This window comes from Bacillus sp. 5B6 (assembly GCF_000259405.1).
Taxonomy (GTDB): domain Bacteria; phylum Bacillota; class Bacilli; order Bacillales; family Bacillaceae; genus Bacillus; species Bacillus velezensis.
On the sequence record NZ_AJST01000001.1, the window covers coordinates 1,145,224 to 1,161,996 of the forward strand.

The following is a 16,773-nucleotide window of genomic DNA, read 5'->3' on the forward strand; positions in this document are numbered from 1 at the left end:
AAACCCCGAAAAATAAATGTTTACAGCATGATAAGTGATATTTGTCAGGTTTGATTATTTTTGACCAATATAGTCAGAAAGGAAATGAAATGCTTTGACCTTTCTTGATGAAGAGTATACGCCGGCCCTTTTTTTCTTTCAATATTTTTGCTTAGAGGAGAGAGCTGAATCTGTTTTCTCCGGGGAAGGACGATTTGTTCGTCTTTTCGGGCGACTTGTCTCATAAGCATATATAAAGGCCTGGACAAATCTGCGCTTAGCCGGAGGGTGAAATGGGACAAACAAAAGGTTCTGCAAGTCAGCTTGCATTTGTATACGTAGGCACGGTTGTAGGAGCCGGTTTTGCCACGGGACGGGAAATCGTTGAGTTTTTTCTGAAGTTTGGCTGGATCGGTCTGTTCGGTATCGTGGTAAGCGGTCTGATGTTTACATATTTAGGCGCCAAAATCATGATCATTTCCAAACGGATTCACGCAGCATCTTATCAGGAATTGAACACATATTTATTCGGCCAGTCCATCGGCCGTGCCGTAAACATGTTTATGATGTTTATATTGCTGGGAGTGACCTCTGTCATGCTGTCCGGAGCGGGTGCGCTGTTTCATGAACAGCTTGGCTGGCCCGCACAAGCGGGGATCCTTCTGACGATCGTACTGAGCTTTGTTGTCATGACAAGCGGCGTTAAAGGTGTGTTCGGCGTCAATATATTGGTTGTGCCGCTTTTAATTTCTTTCTCTTTTATCGTGACAGCTGATTCATTTGTATTTACAAGCACGAGAAACGCGGACGAATGGGTATGGCCTGACAAGTGGAATTGGCTTTTGTCCGCCGTCTCTTACGGTGCGTTAAATTTATCGCTCGCCCAAGCCGTCCTTGTGCCGCTTGCGAATGAAATGTCTTCAGAGAAGGTGATCAGAAGGGGGGCTTATTTAGGCGGCGTTCTGTTGACACTGGTGCTTGCCGCGAGCTTTTTATCATTATCGGTGCTGCCGGATGTGCTGGAGTTTGACATTCCGATGGCTCAAGTCGTCTATTCGTATTCGCGTTCGCTTCATATCATTTATTTGTTTATTATTTTCGGGGAAGTGTTTACGTCGGTCATCGGCAATCTATACGGATTGGAAAAACAATTAAACAGTTTTCTTCATATAAGAAGTATATATATTTACGGCGGCATTTTGGCGTTTGCTTTCATTATCAGCCAAATCGGCTACGGACAGCTGATTTCCACCGTTTATCCGGTGTTTGGATATGTGAGCCTCGCTTTCATCGGCGCATTGATTTGCAAAAAAATCCCGAAAGAAAAATAAGGATATAAGGAAAATGTCTGTATTTTTTGGGAATTCCCCTTCTTTTTTCCTGGCATTTCTGTATAATGAATTGGGAAATGATGGGGAGGAGTAAGAGATGAAAGCTCGACGTGTATTATTGGGATTTATTTTTATTTGTATCGGCATTGCGTTTTTTTTACAGAAGGCGGGAGTTATACATATATCCGCAGGTTCGGCGTGGCCGTTTCTTTTCATTATAATGTCCGCAGGGTTTCACGCCGGATTTATTTTTGCGAAAAAAACGCCTGAACAGGCGGGACTGCTCGTTCCGGGCGGTATGTTTCTTGTGCTGGGCTGCCTGTTTTGTTTTGAAACGGCAACGGGATGGACGTATTCAGGCGTGACGTGGCCTGTTTATATATGGGCGCCTGCTCTCGGTCTGTTTGAGTTGTGGTATTTCGGCGGGAGGAAGTTAGGTGTATTGATTCCTGCTTTCATCCTGACAGCCGTGGGAGCTCTATGCTTTGCCGGTATGCTGATGACGGGGCTGTGGCCGCTTTTGATCATCGCAGCCGCGCTTTTGTTTCACGCCGCTGCCTTTATGCAGCCGAAAAAAAGATCGGGCCTTCTTATTCCGGGCGGCATTTTGCTTGTGACGGGCGGGTTGTTATGGTTTGAAACGCTGACGGATTGGACATACGCAAATGTGACATCGCCTGTCTACCTCTTTGCCGTTGCGTTCGGCCTGTTTGAAGCCTGGCTGTTCGGCAGAAGGCAAAGAGGGCTTTTGACTGCTGCTGCGGTTCTGTGCGCCGCGGGCATTTTCGGCATATTCACCAATGCAAATGAAGTCATCAGCGAACGCGGCTGGCCCGCTCTCATTCTTTTGCTGGGCGCCGCTTTTCACATTCCGATTTTCGGCCCGAAACCTGTCAAAAACGCGGGGCTTCTCGTACCGGGCGGCATCTTATTGATTACGGGGATCTTGTTTGTCTTTGAAACGGCAACCAATTGGTCCTACTCCGGTGTGACATGGCCTGTTTACCTGTTGGCAACGGCATTCGGTTTATTTGAGCTGTGGCTGTTCGGCGGGAAAGAGAAGGCGCTGCTCATCCCGGTTGCGGTGCTGACCTTGACGGCACTTTGCTTTATGATGACGAATCAGCCGATCATTCCGGTTTCTGTTTTCTGGCCTGCTTTATTTGTTCTGATCGGGATTGCTCTGATGGTATTTCCTGGGAAAAAACGCGGGGCTTAATCCCGCTTTTGCAGCCTGACACAGGGTTCAGGCTGTTTTTTTATTGTCACGGGAAACAACATTATGGTATGATAGCAAAAGTGAAAAAAGAAGAAAATCCGTATTGATGCGGGAGAGGTTCTAGCTACACCCTCTATAAAAAACTAAGGACGAGCTGTATCCTTGGATACGGTTTTTTTATGTTTTTTAGGGCGCCTTCTCCGAAAAAGGCGCTTTTTTTATGGAATGATAGATAAGGGAGAGAAAGACATGAAAAAAGAAAAAGCAGTTGTGGTGTTCAGCGGAGGCCAAGACAGCACGACTTGTTTATTATGGGCTTTGCAAAACTTTGAAGAAGTGGAAACCGTTACATTCCATTATAATCAGCGTCACCAAGAAGAAATCGATGTGGCAAAATCGATTGCCGAAAAGCTCGGTGTCAAAAATCACTTGCTTGATATGTCTCTTTTAAATCAGCTCGCGCCGAATGCGCTGACAAGAGATGATATCGAAATTGAAGCGAAGGATGGGGAACTGCCGACAACCTTTGTGCCGGGACGCAACCTTGTATTTTTATCCTTTGCATCGATTCTTGCATATCAAATCGGCGCGCGCCACATTATCACCGGTGTTTGCGAGACTGATTTCAGCGGCTACCCGGACTGCCGTGACGAGTTTGTCAAATCCTGCAACGTCACCGTCAACCTGGCGATGGAAAAGCCGTTCGTCATTCATACGCCGCTTATGTGGCTGAACAAAGCAGAAACGTGGAAACTTGCGGATGAGCTCGGCGCGCTTGATTTTGTAAAGAATAACACACTGACTTGCTATAACGGCATCATTGCGGACGGATGCGGCGAATGCCCGGCATGCCTGCTCCGCAATAAAGGATATGATGAATATATGAAAATGAAAGGAGAGCGGAACTAATTGCTTTCTCAAATTTACCCGCAGGTTCAGCATCCTTATTCGTTTGAGTTGAATAAGGATATGCACATTTCAGCCGCGCACTTTATTCCCCGCGAAAGCGCCGGAGCGTGCAGCAGAGTCCACGGGCACACGTATACAGTAAATATTACAGTTGCGGGGGATGAACTGGACGATTCAGGCTTTCTCGTGAATTTCAGCGTGCTGAAGAAATTGGTGCATGGCGCTTATGACCATACATTGCTGAATGACCATGACGAATTTTCTGAAGATGACAGATATTCACTGCCGACGACCGAGGTCGTGGCCAAAACGATTTACGATAAGGTGCAGTCCTACCTTGAAACACTGGAGAATCAGCCGGTCTGCGTGCAGATTTTTGTCAGGGAAACCCCGACAAGCTATTGCGTATACCGCCCGAAAAAAGGTGATAGGAATGGCTAAAGGGATTCCGGTATTAGAAATTTTCGGACCGACGATACAAGGGGAGGGCATGGTCATCGGCCAGAAAACCATGTTCGTCCGCACGGCGGGCTGCGACTACTCCTGCAGCTGGTGCGACTCCGCTTTTACATGGGACGGCTCAGCCAAAAAAGATATCCGCTGGATGACGGCGGAAGACATTTACCGCGAGCTGAGAGAAATCGGCGGAGACGCCTTTTCCCATGTCACCATCTCAGGAGGAAACCCGGCGCTGTTAAAGCAGCTTGATGCGCTGATTCTGCTGCTGAAAGAGCACGGGGTGCGCGCCGCTTTAGAAACGCAGGGAACGGTCTATCAGGATTGGTTCACAATGATTAACGACCTGACGATTTCACCGAAGCCGCCAAGTTCGGGGATGACAACCGATTTTGCAAAGCTCGATCACATTGTGTCTTCGCTTGATGCGGCAGAAAGGCTTAACGCGGTCAGCTTAAAGGTCGTCATTTTTAATGATGAAGATCTGCAATTCGCGAAAACCGTGCATAAGCGGTATCCGAATATCCCGTTTTATCTTCAGGTCGGAAACGATAACGTCCATACGACGGACGACCGGGCATTGATCGCACATCTGCTCGGAAAATACGAAACACTCGTTGATAAGGTTTCAGCCGATTCGGATCTGAATCTCGTCAGAGTCCTGCCTCAGCTGCATACATTGCTTTGGGGCAATAAACGGGGAGTTTAATAGAAAGGGAGATTTATATGACAAGAAAAGAATCAGAATTAGAAGGAGTTACGCTCCTGGGGAATCAAGGGACAAACTATTTATTTGAATATGCGCCGGAGGTTTTGGAATCATTTCCGAATAAACACGTGAACCGTGATTATTTCGTTAAATTCAACTGCCCGGAATTTACGTCGCTTTGCCCGAAAACGGGACAGCCGGACTTCGCAACCATCTACATCAGCTATATTCCGGACGAAAAAATGGTGGAAAGCAAATCGCTGAAGCTGTATCTTTTCAGCTTCCGCAACCACGGAGATTTCCACGAGGACTGCATGAACATCATCATGAATGATTTGATCGAATTAATGGACCCCCGCTACATTGAAGTATGGGGCAAATTCACGCCAAGAGGCGGAATCTCCATTGACCCGTATACAAACTACGGCAGACCGGGAACAAAATATGAAAAAATGGCCGAACATCGGATGATGAACCATGATATGTACCCGGAGACGATTGATAATCGGTAATTATTCCGTTGTGTGATACGGAGTGTGAAACGAAGTGAAGTCACAGTAAAATCCGAACATTCAGTGCTGATTTTCAGCGGAATTGTGACCGAGTCACAGCGAAGTGTGACCCGGTCACACTAAAAGTGGGAAAAGTCACACCTGAAAATGGCTCTACTCATGGGAATTGTATTAAAAAGTGTGACCTGGTGCAACCTGAACTGTGACTTTTATGCAGTGAAAAATTGATAGTACAGAAGCAGATTAAGGCGTACAATTTGTACGTCTTTTCTTTTTTATCCGAAAGAAAAAATGCCTATCTAGAGATCATAGGCATTAAATATGATTATCAATATCTTCATTTATTTTTTGGCTAAGTTTCTGAACCTTCTCTTTAACATTTGAAACAGCTCTTTTTTGAATTTCATCAAAGTTCTCCTGAATATAATCCATGACACTTCTTATTAGAACTTCACTTTCAAAATTGAATATCCCATTTATTTCTGACTGTTCTTCATCTGTTAGGTGATATTGAAGTTGTTTAGCATTTACTTCAGCAGCTACATCAATCCTAACGTACAATTTCATATTCACCTTCTGCATACTCTTGCTCCGCATAATGGCTTCCCCATTGACAGAGCTCCTGCAAGATAGGTTTAAGAGATTCTCCAAGTTCAGTGGATGAATATTCAACCTTCGGCGGTACTTGATTATACATCTTTCTGCTCACAAGTCCACTGGCTTCAAGCTCTCTAAGTGTTTGAATCAGCATTTTCTGAGTTATATTTGGGATAATGCGCTTTAATTCACTCGTTCTCTTTGGACCATTCATTAAAAAGTATAATACAAGGCCTTTCCATTTTCCGCCAATAACTTCCTTTGTCACTTCAAACCCACAGCTAAATTTTTTCATGTCTAAAGCTCTCCATTCCACATTTATTACTTTTTAGTTACTATATCACAAAAAAGTGTGTACTTCCGATAATGTGCTTACTGAAGGATACTATATCTTGTAAGTTGTTCTTCAAGTACTTAAAGGTACTAGACGTAAAATAAAATTAATTCTAAAGGAGTGTTAAGTATGGGTAAATTTGAAGGTAAAATAGCGCTTGTAACGGGTGGAACAAGTGGGATTGGTCTTGCTGCAGCACAAAAATTTGTAAACGAAGGTGCATATGTTTATATCACGGGACGTAGACAAAACGAACTTGATAAAGCTGTTAACCAAATTGGCAAGAACGTAACCGGTGTTCAAGGTGATATTTCTAAGCTTGAAGACTTAGACAAACTATATGACATTATAAAGCAGGAAAAAGGTAAGTTGGACATTCTTTTTGCTAATGCAGGCATCGGCAACTTCCTTCCATTAGGTGAAATTACTGAAGAGCAGGTTGATAGAACGTTCGACATTAACGTTAAAGGAACCATCTTTACTGTTCAAAAAGCGTTATCACTATTCCCGGACAAAGCAGGTTCTATTATTGTAACGGGCTCTACTGCTGGATCAATTGGCAACCCAGCGTTTAGTGTATATGGAGCATCTAAAGCAGCATTAAGAGCACTAGTTCGCAACTGGATTCTTGACCTAAAAGGTACTGAAATCCGTGTAAATGTGGTTAGTCCAGGAGCTATTCTTACACCTGCATACGATGAGCTTTTTGGCGATGCACTTGAAGGAGCAATGGAAAATACCAGAAATACTGTTCCAGCTGGAAAAGTTGGGACGCCTGAAGAAGTAGCAAACGCTGTATCTTTCCTTGCTTCAGACGAAAGCAGTTACTTGACGGGTGTTGAATTGTTCGTAGATGGCGGGCTAGCACAGGTATAATACAAACTACGGCAGACCGGGAACAAAATATGAAAAAATGGCCGAACATCGGATGATGAATCATGATATGTGTCCGGAGACGATTGACAACCGTTAATTTTCAGACGGAGTACGGTCTCGGAATATAACCTAAATACCCCGCCTTTTAAGCGGGGGTATTTTTCGTCTGTGCCGCGCCGCCAAAAAGGTGCATGATATTTGCACAGAACTTCTATAAGGAAAAGAGAGATCATTTGGAGTAAAGAAAAAGACGAGTAAACCCGGGGGGAGTGTACTCGCCGCTTCAATACGTGACGGGTGCTGGATGGCAGCTCGTCTGTTTTATTATAAAATAGGGAACGTATGTTTGTAAAGGCCTGCGCTGTTTTTTCTCATTCGGAGCGGATCAATTGTAAAGGAATGGTCAGCATGATAGCATGTCCTGTAAAAAGAAGGAGTGTTCGTTATGGAGCCATTAGAGTTAAACGGTGTAAGGCTGAAAATGTATGATTGTAAAGAAAGTACGGGTAAAAACGGCCGCATGATTTCATTTGTATTGAAGGTGACCTCTGAAACGTATCATGATATTGCCGTTCTTTTGTATGAAAAAACATTTGACATCAAGGCGCCCGAGCGCGGGCTTGAATTCCGCGGTAAAATAACCAACTACCATACATCCGTCACTAATCTTTACAATAAAGGTGAGACTGGTGATTTTTTTGTAGAAATGACCGAGATCTGAATTCATTTGAAAAAGCTGCCGGGCGGCAGCTTTTGTGCGGGATATGTAAATGGTTCGGATTGTTCGAGGGGGTTTAATAGGAGTCTCTGATGATTTTATAATTCTTATGGTTGACGACAGTGAGGGAATCTAATTCAAGATCACGATAATTATCCATGATGGTTACATCAACGATGACGGAATTTTCATTTACTTTTTCAACAATACCGGTTAATCCGTTTTTAAATTCAATGACGTTTCCAACCTTAGCAATTTTCACGAGCTTCCTCTCCTTTATCATAAATCCTGTTTGAAAATATTTTGCAGTATTTTCTTTAAGAAGTAAAGCGATATGGGTATCAGCCCGCTCAATCATTGTCCCGGCGGTGGAAAGATGGTATATTGATTTTCGGGAAAAAGCCGAGAAAAGGAGGCTGTGTTCGTTGCTGCCTGAGGAAATTTCAGAATCTATCAACCAAATGCGCACCGGTGAAATCAAAGAATTCAGGGTGCAGAAAGAACATTTCCTTGCATTTCGAGCAGTTTTATCGAAGCAGGAAGATTTTAAGCATTTCCGCGGTATTGCACAGCAGGGCGGAGATGTTATATTTCAGTATTTAGAACAGCCAAGAAGCTGACGGCTCCTCGCACTTGAGGAGTCTTTTTTTTGGTTTCAGTTTCTCATTTCATCTGGCTGTAACAGATGTAAACAAAATGTAAAATCCCTCCGTTGGATACTTTTACTGCTATTTGGTTAATGTTGTGAAAATGACGGCTGTTTTCCTGCCAATAACAAGGCTGTTAACGAACTTCTTCCATCATAAAAGCTGATTGGGAGCACTGGAAAATCTTTAACCGTGAATTTGCGCACAGCTCTTGTTAAGGTAGTGAAGTATTTAAGGAGGAAATCGTATGACGACAAAATTTGCTGCCTTGGCTGTCTTTTTTCTATGTTTTATGCCTGCATCAAAAATTGAACATACAGAAGCTCTGTTTACTTTTGCGAAGAAGCCAAAGCAAGAACCCAGCACACTGGTTGCTGATTTAAATAAAAAAAGCTCGGTTCCGAAGCTTTCAAAAACGGATCATAAGCATTCTATCCAACCGATAAAGCTGTCATCTCATCAAGAGAAGGAAGCCAAACCGGAAGAGACGGCTTATCAGCCGCCGAAAAAAACGTATTCCCGCGCTGACAGACAACTTCTGTCGCGTCTCGTTCACGCAGAAGCGAAGGGTGAGTCTTATAAAGGGAAGGTTGCGGTAGCCAGCGTAGTGCTGAACCGCACTGAAAAAAACGGCTTCCCGGATACCATTCGGGGCGTGATCTATCAAAGGAATGCATTTGAACCGGTAGCAAACGGAAGCATTAATCAAAAGCCGGATAAGGATTCCATCGCCGCCGCAAATGAGGCGCTTGACCATCCGGGCAGAGAAACGAACGCGTTGTTTTTCTACAATCCGAAAACGGCATCTGACCACTGGATCCGTTCCCGAAAAATTATCGAACGGATCGGCAGACACGTATTTGCGATGTAAGCATAGCGGGATCAAAAATATCCCGGCTATGCTTTTTTCAATTTTGAGAAATCGAAAATATTTTCAGAACTTGTCTCATATGATGATGGAAGAACGAGAGACAAGGAGAGACACCATGAATCGATTTGTGAAAGGGATCATTCTTTTATCCATCGCCGCCTTTTTCGCGGAATGTCTGGAATTTGTTGTGAATATGATACTGGCGCGGGAGCTTGGCGAGCATGGGATGGGACTTTACATGAGCATTCTGCCCACCATTTTTTTAATTATCGTCATCGCCAGTCTGGAGCTTCCGATCTCCATTTCAAAATTCATCGCGGAATCCAATCAGAAGCTGCATGAAAGCATGCTCCGGCATGCCTTCAGAATGACCGCCGTTTTTACCGCGTTTTCAACCGCGGCCGCAAGCATCGCGCTGCCGTTCATTCCTGTATTCGATACGTATCACCCGTTTATTAAAGGGATTGTCATCGGGCTGATTCCAGTCGTCGCTTTTACATCCATCGCCAGAGGTTATTTTATGGGTGTGCAGCAAATGGGAAAAATCGCGGTTGCGAATGTCATGAAAAAAATCATTCAAGTGCTTTGTCTGTTTATCTTTTTTCAATGGTACTCTTTTGAAATTGATATGGCCGTGCTCATTTCATTATTTGTGCTGGTCGCAAGCGATGTCGTGGTGTTCGTTTACTTGTATACGCAGTTTATTTTGGCGCGGAGGGCGCTTTCCGGCCATCAGCACATTCATCTTCGCGGGAAAGACGTGCGGAAACGCCTCCTGGCCGTATCCATCCCGACAACGGGACTTCGTATATTTCATGCGGTGACAAACGCCATTGAACCCTTTTTAGTGAAAGGAGCGCTGCTGGCGTCCGGGGCAGCCGGGACAGCCGCGATTGATCAATACGGCATGCTTGCCGGTGTAGCGATGACAATCGGTTCGTTTCCCGCATTTATCGCCCATTCGCTGATGGTCGTCATGATTCCCAGCATTTCAGAAGCGTATGCGCTGTCCCAATATGATATTGTGCTGAAACGGCTCAGACAAGCGATTTTTATTACATTCGGCTACGGCATTCCGGCAGTCTGGGTCATGTTTCAGTTCGCGGGCCCGCTGACCCATTTGTTTTTTCAGTCTCCGGAAGCGCAGTATTATTTGCAGCTTTTGTGGCCGTTTTTTCTTTTTCACCTGTTTGTGATGCCGCTTCAGGCCTGTCTGATCGGTATCGGCCACGTGAAAACGGCGTTTTATCATAACGTATGGAGCAGCATTGTAGGGCTTTCGATGATGTATGTGCTCGGTTCTATGCCGGAATTGCAAATGCTCGGCATTATACTCGGCATGAATACCGGCATGATTCTTCTGACAAGTTTACATTACGCGACGATCTGCAAAGACCTCGGTGTCTCCGTGTTTTTGACGGGCGGCGGAAGAACAGCGCCCCGGATCGAAAGCTGAAAAGGCTGATACATTTCAATAAGGAAGGGCAAGCTATCCGAAACGCGTGAAAGGAAGATCATATGCATAAAAACCGCCTAATTGTATGTGCAGTCCTTTTGATAGCTGCCGCCGTCTGGATGCCTGAAGCAAAAGCCTCATCAGAAAAACAGGCAGTTCCCGCCGTGTTTCTGATGAAGACGATTGAAGGAGACGAGATATCGATTCCGAATAAAGGGCAGAAAACGATTTTGCATTTTTGGACATCGTGGTGTCCGCCGTGCAAAAAAGAACTGCCGCAGTTCCAAACGTATTTTGAACAGCATCAGTCCGATGATGTAAGCCTTGTAACGGTAAATTTGATGAATGCCGAGCGAAATAAAAATACCGTTCAAAACTTTGTCAGTCAGCACCATCTCACTTTCCCGATTGTTCTTGACACGAAAGGCGAGCTTATGAAGGAATACGATGTCATGACGATTCCCACGTCATTTCTGCTGAATGAAAAAGGAGAAATCGAAAAAAAGATCGTCGGTCCGATGACCGCCTCACAATTAAAAGAATGGTCAGAGAAATAAAAAGGTGCGGGAGGAATTCCTCCCGCACCTTTTTTGCATATAATGAACAGCTGAAGAAACGCTAATGATAATTATTATCAAAAAGAAATTAAAACAATTATAATTGAAATCTTTCGCCGGCATGCTATAATAAAGAAAACACTGCGATAACACTGTGAAAATGCTGCCTGTCAGGCGGCTGTTTTACTTTTATCGGAGAATTGAAGATGATTTGCGTTCTCAATTAGAGAGGAGAATTCATAATGAATGAACAAGTGATAACACAAACCCATTCACAACAGCACATACAAGAAGAGCGGGCCGGAAAAAAGTGGCTCCAGCATGCAGAACTCATTGCGGCGCTCGTATCCGGCGTCCTTATTCTTGCGGCCTGGTTTTTTACCGAAACAAAAGGCCTGTCCGTCACTTTGTATATCCTTGCCTTCCTGATCGGGGGATTTGCAAAAGCGAAAGAGGGAATTGAGGATACCATTGAGACGAAGGCGTTAAATGTGGAACTGCTGATGATTTTTGCGGCTGTCGGCTCCGCCCTGATCGGTTATTGGGCGGAAGGCGCTGTTCTTATCTTTATTTTTTCGTTAAGCGGCGCGCTCGAAACATATACGATGAATAAAAGCAGCCGTGATTTAACCTCTTTGATGAAACTGGAACCGGAGGAAGCGACCCTGCTTGCGGACGGACGGGAAAAGCGGGTGCCGGCTGCTGAACTTAAGATCGGTGACATGATCGTCATTAAGCCGGGCGAACGCGTAGCAGCAGACGGGATCATTGAGTCTGGCGTGACGAGCCTCGATGAATCGGCGCTTACGGGTGAAGCGATGCCGGCGGAAAAAACAGCCGGAGATTCTGTGTTTACAGGAACGGTAAACGGAAACGGCTCCTTAACGGTCCGTGTGACGAAAACAAATGAACAGTCTTTATTCAGAAAAATCATCCGGCTGGTGGAATCAGCCCAAAACAGCGTGTCACCGGCTCAGGCATTTATTGAACGATTCGAAAGTGTCTATGTAAAAGGCGTGCTGTTAGCCGTGGCTTTGCTTTTATTCATTCCTCATTTCGCTTTAGGCTGGAGCTGGAGTGAAACCTTTTACAGGGCGATGGTGTTTATGGTGGTCGCCTCCCCGTGCGCGCTTGTCGCTTCTATTATGCCCGCTGCGCTTTCCCTTATCTCAAATGGGGCCCGCAACGGATTATTGGTTAAAGGAAGTGTGTTTTTAGAGCAGCTGGGAAGCGTCCGGATGATCGCTTTTGACAAAACCGGCACGGTCACAAAGGGACAGCCGGCAGTTGCGGCGTTTCAAGCTGCGGAACATGTGAGTGAAGATGAGATCATGCAGGCGGTGTATGCGATGGAAAAGCAATCAAGCCACCCGCTTGCAAAAGCGATAGCTGAATTTGCCGAAAGCCGGGGCGCCGCGCCCGCAGGACATCTATCGATTGACGAGACGTCCGGATTCGGTGTTCAGGCTGAAATAGAAGGCGTCAAATGGATGGTCGGAAAAGCGGGGTTTGCAGGTGAAGATGCGGCAGATGCTTTTTTGCAGACATCGGGAAAAGAATTAAAGGATAAAGGTTTTACACTGGTCTTTGTTAAAAAAGATGACCGGATTGCGGGCGGCTTTGCCTTAAAGGATCAAATCCGACCTGAAGCCAAAGCTGTAATGGCTGAGCTTGAATCACTGGGCATTAAAACAGCCATGCTCACCGGCGATCAGTCTGAAACTGCGGCTGCCATCGCAAAAGAGGCGGGCATGACGACGGTTGTTGCCGATTGTCTGCCGGACCAGAAGGCAAAAGAAGTGAAGAAGCTGAAAGAAACGTACGGCACAATCGCCATGGTGGGGGACGGCATTAATGACGCGCCCGCTCTGAAAACCGCTGACGTCGGTATCGCGATGGGCGGGGGAACGGACGTGGCTCTTGAAACGGCTGACTTAGTCCTTATGAAAAATGATCTTCACAAGCTTGTGAAAATGTGCAGACTCTCAAGGAAAATGAACCGGATTATTAAGCAGAATATTGTTTTCTCGCTCTCGGTCATCTGCCTTTTGATCTGCGCTAACTTTCTGCAGGTGATGGAACTGCCGTTTGGCGTGATCGGGCATGAGGGGAGCACGATTCTGGTCATACTGAACGGACTGAGATTATTAAAATAAACATGACAGCCGCACATCGGGCGGCTGTTTTTTAAATGTTCGTTCACAGCATAAACGCCGGAAAACTGATAGAATGAATAAAGAGTCACTTTAGTAAGGAGGAAAAGCAAAAAATGAACAGATTAGAACGTGTTTCATCTTGGCTGAAAAAAGAAGGACATGATGCGGCATTTATACATACAAAGGAAAACGTATTTTATTTAACTGATTTTTACACGGATCCGCATGAGCGGTTAATGGGATTGTTCCTGTTTCAGGAACAGGAGCCGTTTTTCGTTTGTCCGGGAATGGAAGCCGGACAAGCCCGCAGCGCCGGGTGGGAGCATGGTATTATCGGCTACGGCGATCACGAAGATCCGTGGGAGCTGATCAAAGCCGAGCTCACAAAACGAAATGTGCGGCTTGATTCCATCGCGGTTGAAAAGGATTCGATCTCTCTTTCCCGCTCAGAACAGCTCAAACAAGCTTCAGGGGGCGCGGCATTTGTTTCGGCAGAAGAAACGCTCAACCAATTCCGTCTCGTGAAAGATGAGAAGGAAATCAGCATTCTCAGGGAAGCGGCAAAACTCGCGGATTACGGAGTTGAAGTCGGTGTCGCGGCGCTTAAAGAGGGTGTGAGTGAAACCGAAGTACTCGCGCAGATTGAGTTTGAGCTGAAGAAAAAAGGTGTGCAGGGCATGTCATTTTCAACGATGGTGCTGTTCGGGGAAAAATCAGGTCAGCCCCATGGGAATCCGGGTGCAGACCGGTTGAAAAAAGGTGATTTCGTTCTGTTTGATCTGGGTGTTATTCTTGACGGCTACTGTTCAGACATTACGAGAACATTCGCATACCAATCAATCAGCCCGAAACAGGAAGAAATTTATGAAACGGTGCTTAAAGCTGAACAGGCGGCGCTTCAATTAAGCAAACCAGGTGTCAGAATCGGCGATCTTGATTTAAAAGCCCGCGGCATTATTGAAAAAGCCGGATACGGAGACTATTTCCCGCACCGCCTCGGCCACGGACTCGGGATTTCGGTTCACGAATATCCATCAATGAGTAGCGCGAACGACACACTCCTCAAAGAAGGCATGGTCTACACGATAGAACCGGGGATTTACGTGCCGGATGTCGGCGGCGTGCGCATTGAAGACGATGTGTTCGTCACAAAAGACGGCGCCGAAGCACTAACGCAGTATCCGAAAGAATTAACGATTCTGAAATAGAGAGCTATGTGATAAAAAAGGACGGTTCTGGAACGCAGCGTCCTTTTTTATCACCTTTTAAATGAAAAAATCATCAAAATGCTGAAATGGTTTGATGTCATGCTTTTCATTCAGGGGCCGCATGGCAAGGTAACTGCCGCCGACTATGGCCAGACACAAACCGATTAAGCAAAGAATCCCCATCGCTGTTCTTCTCCTTTCAAACAAATAGGCTGTATCTGTTTCTAGCTTACTGTATGAAACGCATTCCAGATCAAGGGAAAAAAGAAAGGGGGGACGCAATGGCTACGATCAGAGACATTGCCGGCGCTGCCGGGGTTTCCGTTACAACGGTATCAAGAGTTTTAAACGATCACCCTTATGTAAGTAAGGACAAAAGAGAAAGAGTGAAAAAAGCGATGCAATCGCTCGGATATACGCGCAACATTCATGCTGTGCATTTATCCAAAGGTTTTTCCGATATGATCGGCGTTGTGCTTCCGTCGGTGAATCTTCCGTATTTTGCAGACCTTGTTGCAGGTATTGCCGAGGCTGCCGAAGCGTCAGGCGTGCATCTTTCTTTATACCAGACAGATTATCAGCAGCAAAAAGAACGTTTTGCTTTATCACAATTACAGGAGCGCCAAGTGGACGGCCTGATTATCTGCTCCAAAGCAATCCCTGATGAGCATCTGCTTACCGTGAAAGAACCGCTCATCCTCTGCCAGTACACTGATGCGGCAGGGCTTTCCTCCATCAGTAATCCGCATCGGGAAGCATTTCGGCACGGTCTGGATTATCTGATAGAAAAGGGACACCGGAAAATAGCGATCAGCCTGGCCAGAAAAAAGGGAAAAAACAGTCAAGTCCGCATCGCCGCATACAAAGAGGCGCTCAAGAAGATCGGGCAGCCTTACAGAGAAGAGCTGGTTGTGGAAAATGCGCTGACGCTGCTTGACGGGAAAGCCCTTTTTCATAGATGGAAGAGCTGGGATGACAAACCGACTGCGCTGTTTGCGGCGAATGATCAAGTATCCGCAGGTCTTTACCTTGAAGCCAAGGCAAATGGGACACGCATCCCGGAAGAGCTTGCGATTTTGAGCATCGACAATCATGATATCAGCAAGATGTTAGGTATTTCTACAATAGATATACAAACAAAAGAAATGGGAAAGCAGGCTTTTCACATGCTTGAGAACCGGATCAGCGGCGGGCCTCCGGCAAGGAAAGTTCTTGATTACCGCCTTATTGAACGATCAACCGTCTAAAAAAAGAATTGACGCGCTTTCCGTTCGTTTTGTACGATATGATGTATTGAATGACAAAGGAGCTGAGGATCATGAAGGGGTCCTTTACAGTTGAAAAGGTATTAAATAACAATGTGCTCATCGCAACACATGATAGATACAATGAGGTCGTCTTAATCGGAAAAGGGATCGGCTTTGGAAAAAAACAAGCGGATGTCATTGAAGATAAAGGGTATGACAAGATGTTCATCTTAAAGGATGAAAAAGAACAAAAACAATTTAAAAAGCTCCTCGGTTATGTGGACGAGACACTTGTCGACATCTCCAATGACGTCATTTATCATATCAAGAAGCGGACAAGCCAACCGTTAAATGAGCACATCCATATTGCGCTGACTGACCATATCGCCTTTGCGGTAAAGCGGCTGCAGCAGGGTTTTGACATTAAAAACCCATTTCTCATGGAAACCGAAACGCTTTATCCGGAAGAATTCCAAATTGCCCGTGAAGTCGTCGGCATGATTAATGAAAAGACGGGAATCTGCCTTCCGGAAGGAGAGATCGGCTTTATCGCTCTGCATATCCACTCCGCCCTGAGTAATCGGCCCCTTTCAGAGGTCAATCAGCATTCACAGCTGATGTCCCGGCTCGTTCAGGTGATTGAGGAATCTTTCCAGATGAAAGTGAATAAAGAAAGCGTCCACTATTTGCGGCTGATCCGGCATATCAGATTTACCATAGACAGGATTAATCGGGAAGAGCAGACAAAAGAACCAGAAAAGTTAATGTTATTATTGAAAAATGAATACCCGCTATGCTACAATACTGCTTGGAAACTGATAAAAATCTTGCAGCAAATACTGAAAAAACCAGTTCATGAGGCGGAAGCGGTTTATCTCACGCTTCATTTGTACCGATTAACCAATAAAATTTCATAATTTCAGTTGAAACCTTAAAAACGTGTCACTGATTCGATCAGGCATGAGTGATTGAGGGTAAAAAACGGGAAGAA

Annotated in this window: 20 protein-coding genes, 1 pseudogene and 1 riboswitch; of the genes and pseudogenes, 17 read left to right on the forward strand and 4 right to left on the reverse strand. The window is 45.3% G+C overall.

The window, feature by feature from the left end:
- The first annotated feature begins 272 nt into the window (after positions 1 to 272).
- From MY7_RS05740 to queF, 6 genes are all read left to right on the forward strand, one after another.
- Entirely contained in the window at positions 273 to 1,310 is a 1,038-nt protein-coding gene (locus MY7_RS05740; protein WP_007611012.1) for a YkvI family membrane protein, read from the forward strand.
- Between the two features lie 97 nt (positions 1,311 to 1,407).
- Positions 1,408 to 2,529: a hypothetical protein gene (locus MY7_RS05745; RefSeq protein WP_007611014.1), complete on the forward strand. Its 1,122-nt coding sequence runs from the start codon at positions 1,408 to 1,410 to the stop codon at positions 2,527 to 2,529.
- 108 nt (positions 2,530 to 2,637) lie between these two features.
- Positions 2,638 to 2,682: riboswitch (PreQ1 riboswitch) on the forward strand.
- Positions 2,683 to 2,778: 96 nt separating this feature from the next.
- The gene (gene queC, locus MY7_RS05750) at positions 2,779 to 3,438 is read left to right on the forward strand and encodes a 7-cyano-7-deazaguanine synthase QueC (RefSeq protein WP_003154679.1); all 660 of its coding nucleotides are present in this window, start codon (positions 2,779 to 2,781) and stop codon (positions 3,436 to 3,438) included.
- The gene (gene queD / locus MY7_RS05755; protein WP_007611020.1) at positions 3,439 to 3,879 is read left to right on the forward strand and encodes a 6-carboxytetrahydropterin synthase QueD; all 441 of its coding nucleotides are present in this window, start codon (positions 3,439 to 3,441) and stop codon (positions 3,877 to 3,879) included.
- The gene (gene queE / locus MY7_RS05760) at positions 3,872 to 4,603 is read left to right on the forward strand and encodes a 7-carboxy-7-deazaguanine synthase QueE (RefSeq protein ID WP_003154676.1); all 732 of its coding nucleotides are present in this window, start codon (positions 3,872 to 3,874) and stop codon (positions 4,601 to 4,603) included. Before queD ends, queE begins: the two co-directional genes overlap by 8 nt.
- 17 nt (positions 4,604 to 4,620) lie before the next feature.
- On the forward strand, positions 4,621 to 5,115 hold the full coding sequence (gene queF, locus MY7_RS05765; RefSeq protein WP_003154673.1) for a preQ(1) synthase: 495 nt from the start codon (positions 4,621 to 4,623) through the stop codon (positions 5,113 to 5,115).
- 315 nt (positions 5,116 to 5,430) lie between these two features.
- Here the strand turns inward: queF and MY7_RS05770 are convergent, their stop codons facing one another.
- A complete protein-coding gene (locus tag MY7_RS05770) occupies positions 5,431 to 5,682 on the reverse strand; it encodes a hypothetical protein (RefSeq protein ID WP_007611022.1) in 252 nt (83 codons plus the stop codon).
- On the reverse strand, positions 5,666 to 6,007 hold the full coding sequence (locus MY7_RS05775) for a winged helix-turn-helix transcriptional regulator (RefSeq protein WP_007611023.1): 342 nt from the start codon (positions 6,005 to 6,007) through the stop codon (positions 5,666 to 5,668). Before MY7_RS05775 ends, MY7_RS05770 begins: the two co-directional genes overlap by 17 nt.
- A gap of 168 nt (positions 6,008 to 6,175) precedes the next feature.
- Between MY7_RS05775 and MY7_RS05780 the strand changes: the two genes are divergently transcribed.
- The 3 genes and pseudogenes from MY7_RS05780 to MY7_RS05785 all read left to right on the forward strand — a co-directional run bounded on the left by MY7_RS05780 (position 6,176) and on the right by MY7_RS05785 (position 7,643).
- Positions 6,176 to 6,922 carry an SDR family NAD(P)-dependent oxidoreductase gene (locus tag MY7_RS05780; RefSeq protein WP_007611025.1) on the forward strand — a complete coding sequence of 249 codons (747 nt, stop codon included), beginning with the start codon at positions 6,176 to 6,178 and terminating at the stop codon, positions 6,920 to 6,922.
- Position 6,923: 1 nt separating this feature from the next.
- Positions 6,924 to 7,019 (forward strand): annotated as a pseudogene (locus tag MY7_RS19080) (preQ(1) synthase); the annotation flags it as partial.
- A gap of 348 nt (positions 7,020 to 7,367) precedes the next feature.
- The gene (locus tag MY7_RS05785; protein WP_007611027.1) at positions 7,368 to 7,643 is read left to right on the forward strand and encodes a DUF3219 family protein; all 276 of its coding nucleotides are present in this window, start codon (positions 7,368 to 7,370) and stop codon (positions 7,641 to 7,643) included.
- Positions 7,644 to 7,716: 73 nt separating this feature from the next.
- On the opposite strand, the gene MY7_RS05790 is transcribed toward MY7_RS05785, so the two are convergent.
- The gene (locus tag MY7_RS05790; protein WP_003154669.1) at positions 7,717 to 7,902 is read right to left on the reverse strand and encodes a YkvS family protein; all 186 of its coding nucleotides are present in this window, start codon (positions 7,900 to 7,902) and stop codon (positions 7,717 to 7,719) included.
- A gap of 163 nt (positions 7,903 to 8,065) precedes the next feature.
- On the opposite strand from MY7_RS05790, the gene MY7_RS05795 reads away from it, so the two are divergent.
- The 6 genes from MY7_RS05795 to MY7_RS05820 all read left to right on the forward strand — a co-directional run bounded on the left by MY7_RS05795 (position 8,066) and on the right by MY7_RS05820 (position 14,535).
- Entirely contained in the window at positions 8,066 to 8,260 is a 195-nt protein-coding gene (locus MY7_RS05795) for a hypothetical protein (RefSeq protein ID WP_029325879.1), read from the forward strand.
- Between the two features lie 274 nt (positions 8,261 to 8,534).
- Entirely contained in the window at positions 8,535 to 9,158 is a 624-nt protein-coding gene (locus tag MY7_RS05800; RefSeq protein WP_007611030.1) for a cell wall hydrolase, read from the forward strand.
- Positions 9,159 to 9,273: 115 nt separating this feature from the next.
- Entirely contained in the window at positions 9,274 to 10,614 is a 1,341-nt protein-coding gene (locus tag MY7_RS05805; RefSeq protein WP_007409593.1) for a polysaccharide biosynthesis protein, read from the forward strand.
- Positions 10,615 to 10,676: 62 nt separating this feature from the next.
- Complete coding sequence (gene stoA / locus MY7_RS05810) at positions 10,677 to 11,171, forward strand: endospore biogenesis thiol-disulfide oxidoreductase StoA (protein ID WP_007611032.1); 495 nt, start codon at positions 10,677 to 10,679, stop codon at positions 11,169 to 11,171.
- A gap of 242 nt (positions 11,172 to 11,413) precedes the next feature.
- Positions 11,414 to 13,327: a heavy metal translocating P-type ATPase gene (locus MY7_RS05815; RefSeq protein WP_007611033.1), complete on the forward strand. Its 1,914-nt coding sequence runs from the start codon at positions 11,414 to 11,416 to the stop codon at positions 13,325 to 13,327.
- A 113-nt stretch (positions 13,328 to 13,440) separates the two neighbouring features.
- Positions 13,441 to 14,535: a M24 family metallopeptidase gene (locus MY7_RS05820; protein WP_007611047.1), complete on the forward strand. Its 1,095-nt coding sequence runs from the start codon at positions 13,441 to 13,443 to the stop codon at positions 14,533 to 14,535.
- Between the two features lie 57 nt (positions 14,536 to 14,592).
- On the opposite strand, the gene MY7_RS20015 is transcribed toward MY7_RS05820, so the two are convergent.
- Complete coding sequence (locus MY7_RS20015) at positions 14,593 to 14,718, reverse strand: hypothetical protein (protein ID WP_014721086.1); 126 nt, start codon at positions 14,716 to 14,718, stop codon at positions 14,593 to 14,595.
- Positions 14,719 to 14,816: 98 nt separating this feature from the next.
- Between MY7_RS20015 and MY7_RS05825 the strand changes: the two genes are divergently transcribed.
- Positions 14,817 to 15,782: a LacI family DNA-binding transcriptional regulator gene (locus MY7_RS05825; protein ID WP_029325880.1), complete on the forward strand. Its 966-nt coding sequence runs from the start codon at positions 14,817 to 14,819 to the stop codon at positions 15,780 to 15,782.
- 50 nt (positions 15,783 to 15,832) lie between these two features.
- On the forward strand, positions 15,833 to 16,699 hold the full coding sequence (gene glcT / locus MY7_RS05830) for a glucose PTS transporter transcription antiterminator GlcT (protein WP_007611051.1): 867 nt from the start codon (positions 15,833 to 15,835) through the stop codon (positions 16,697 to 16,699).
- Positions 16,700 to 16,773: the final 74 nt, after the last annotated feature.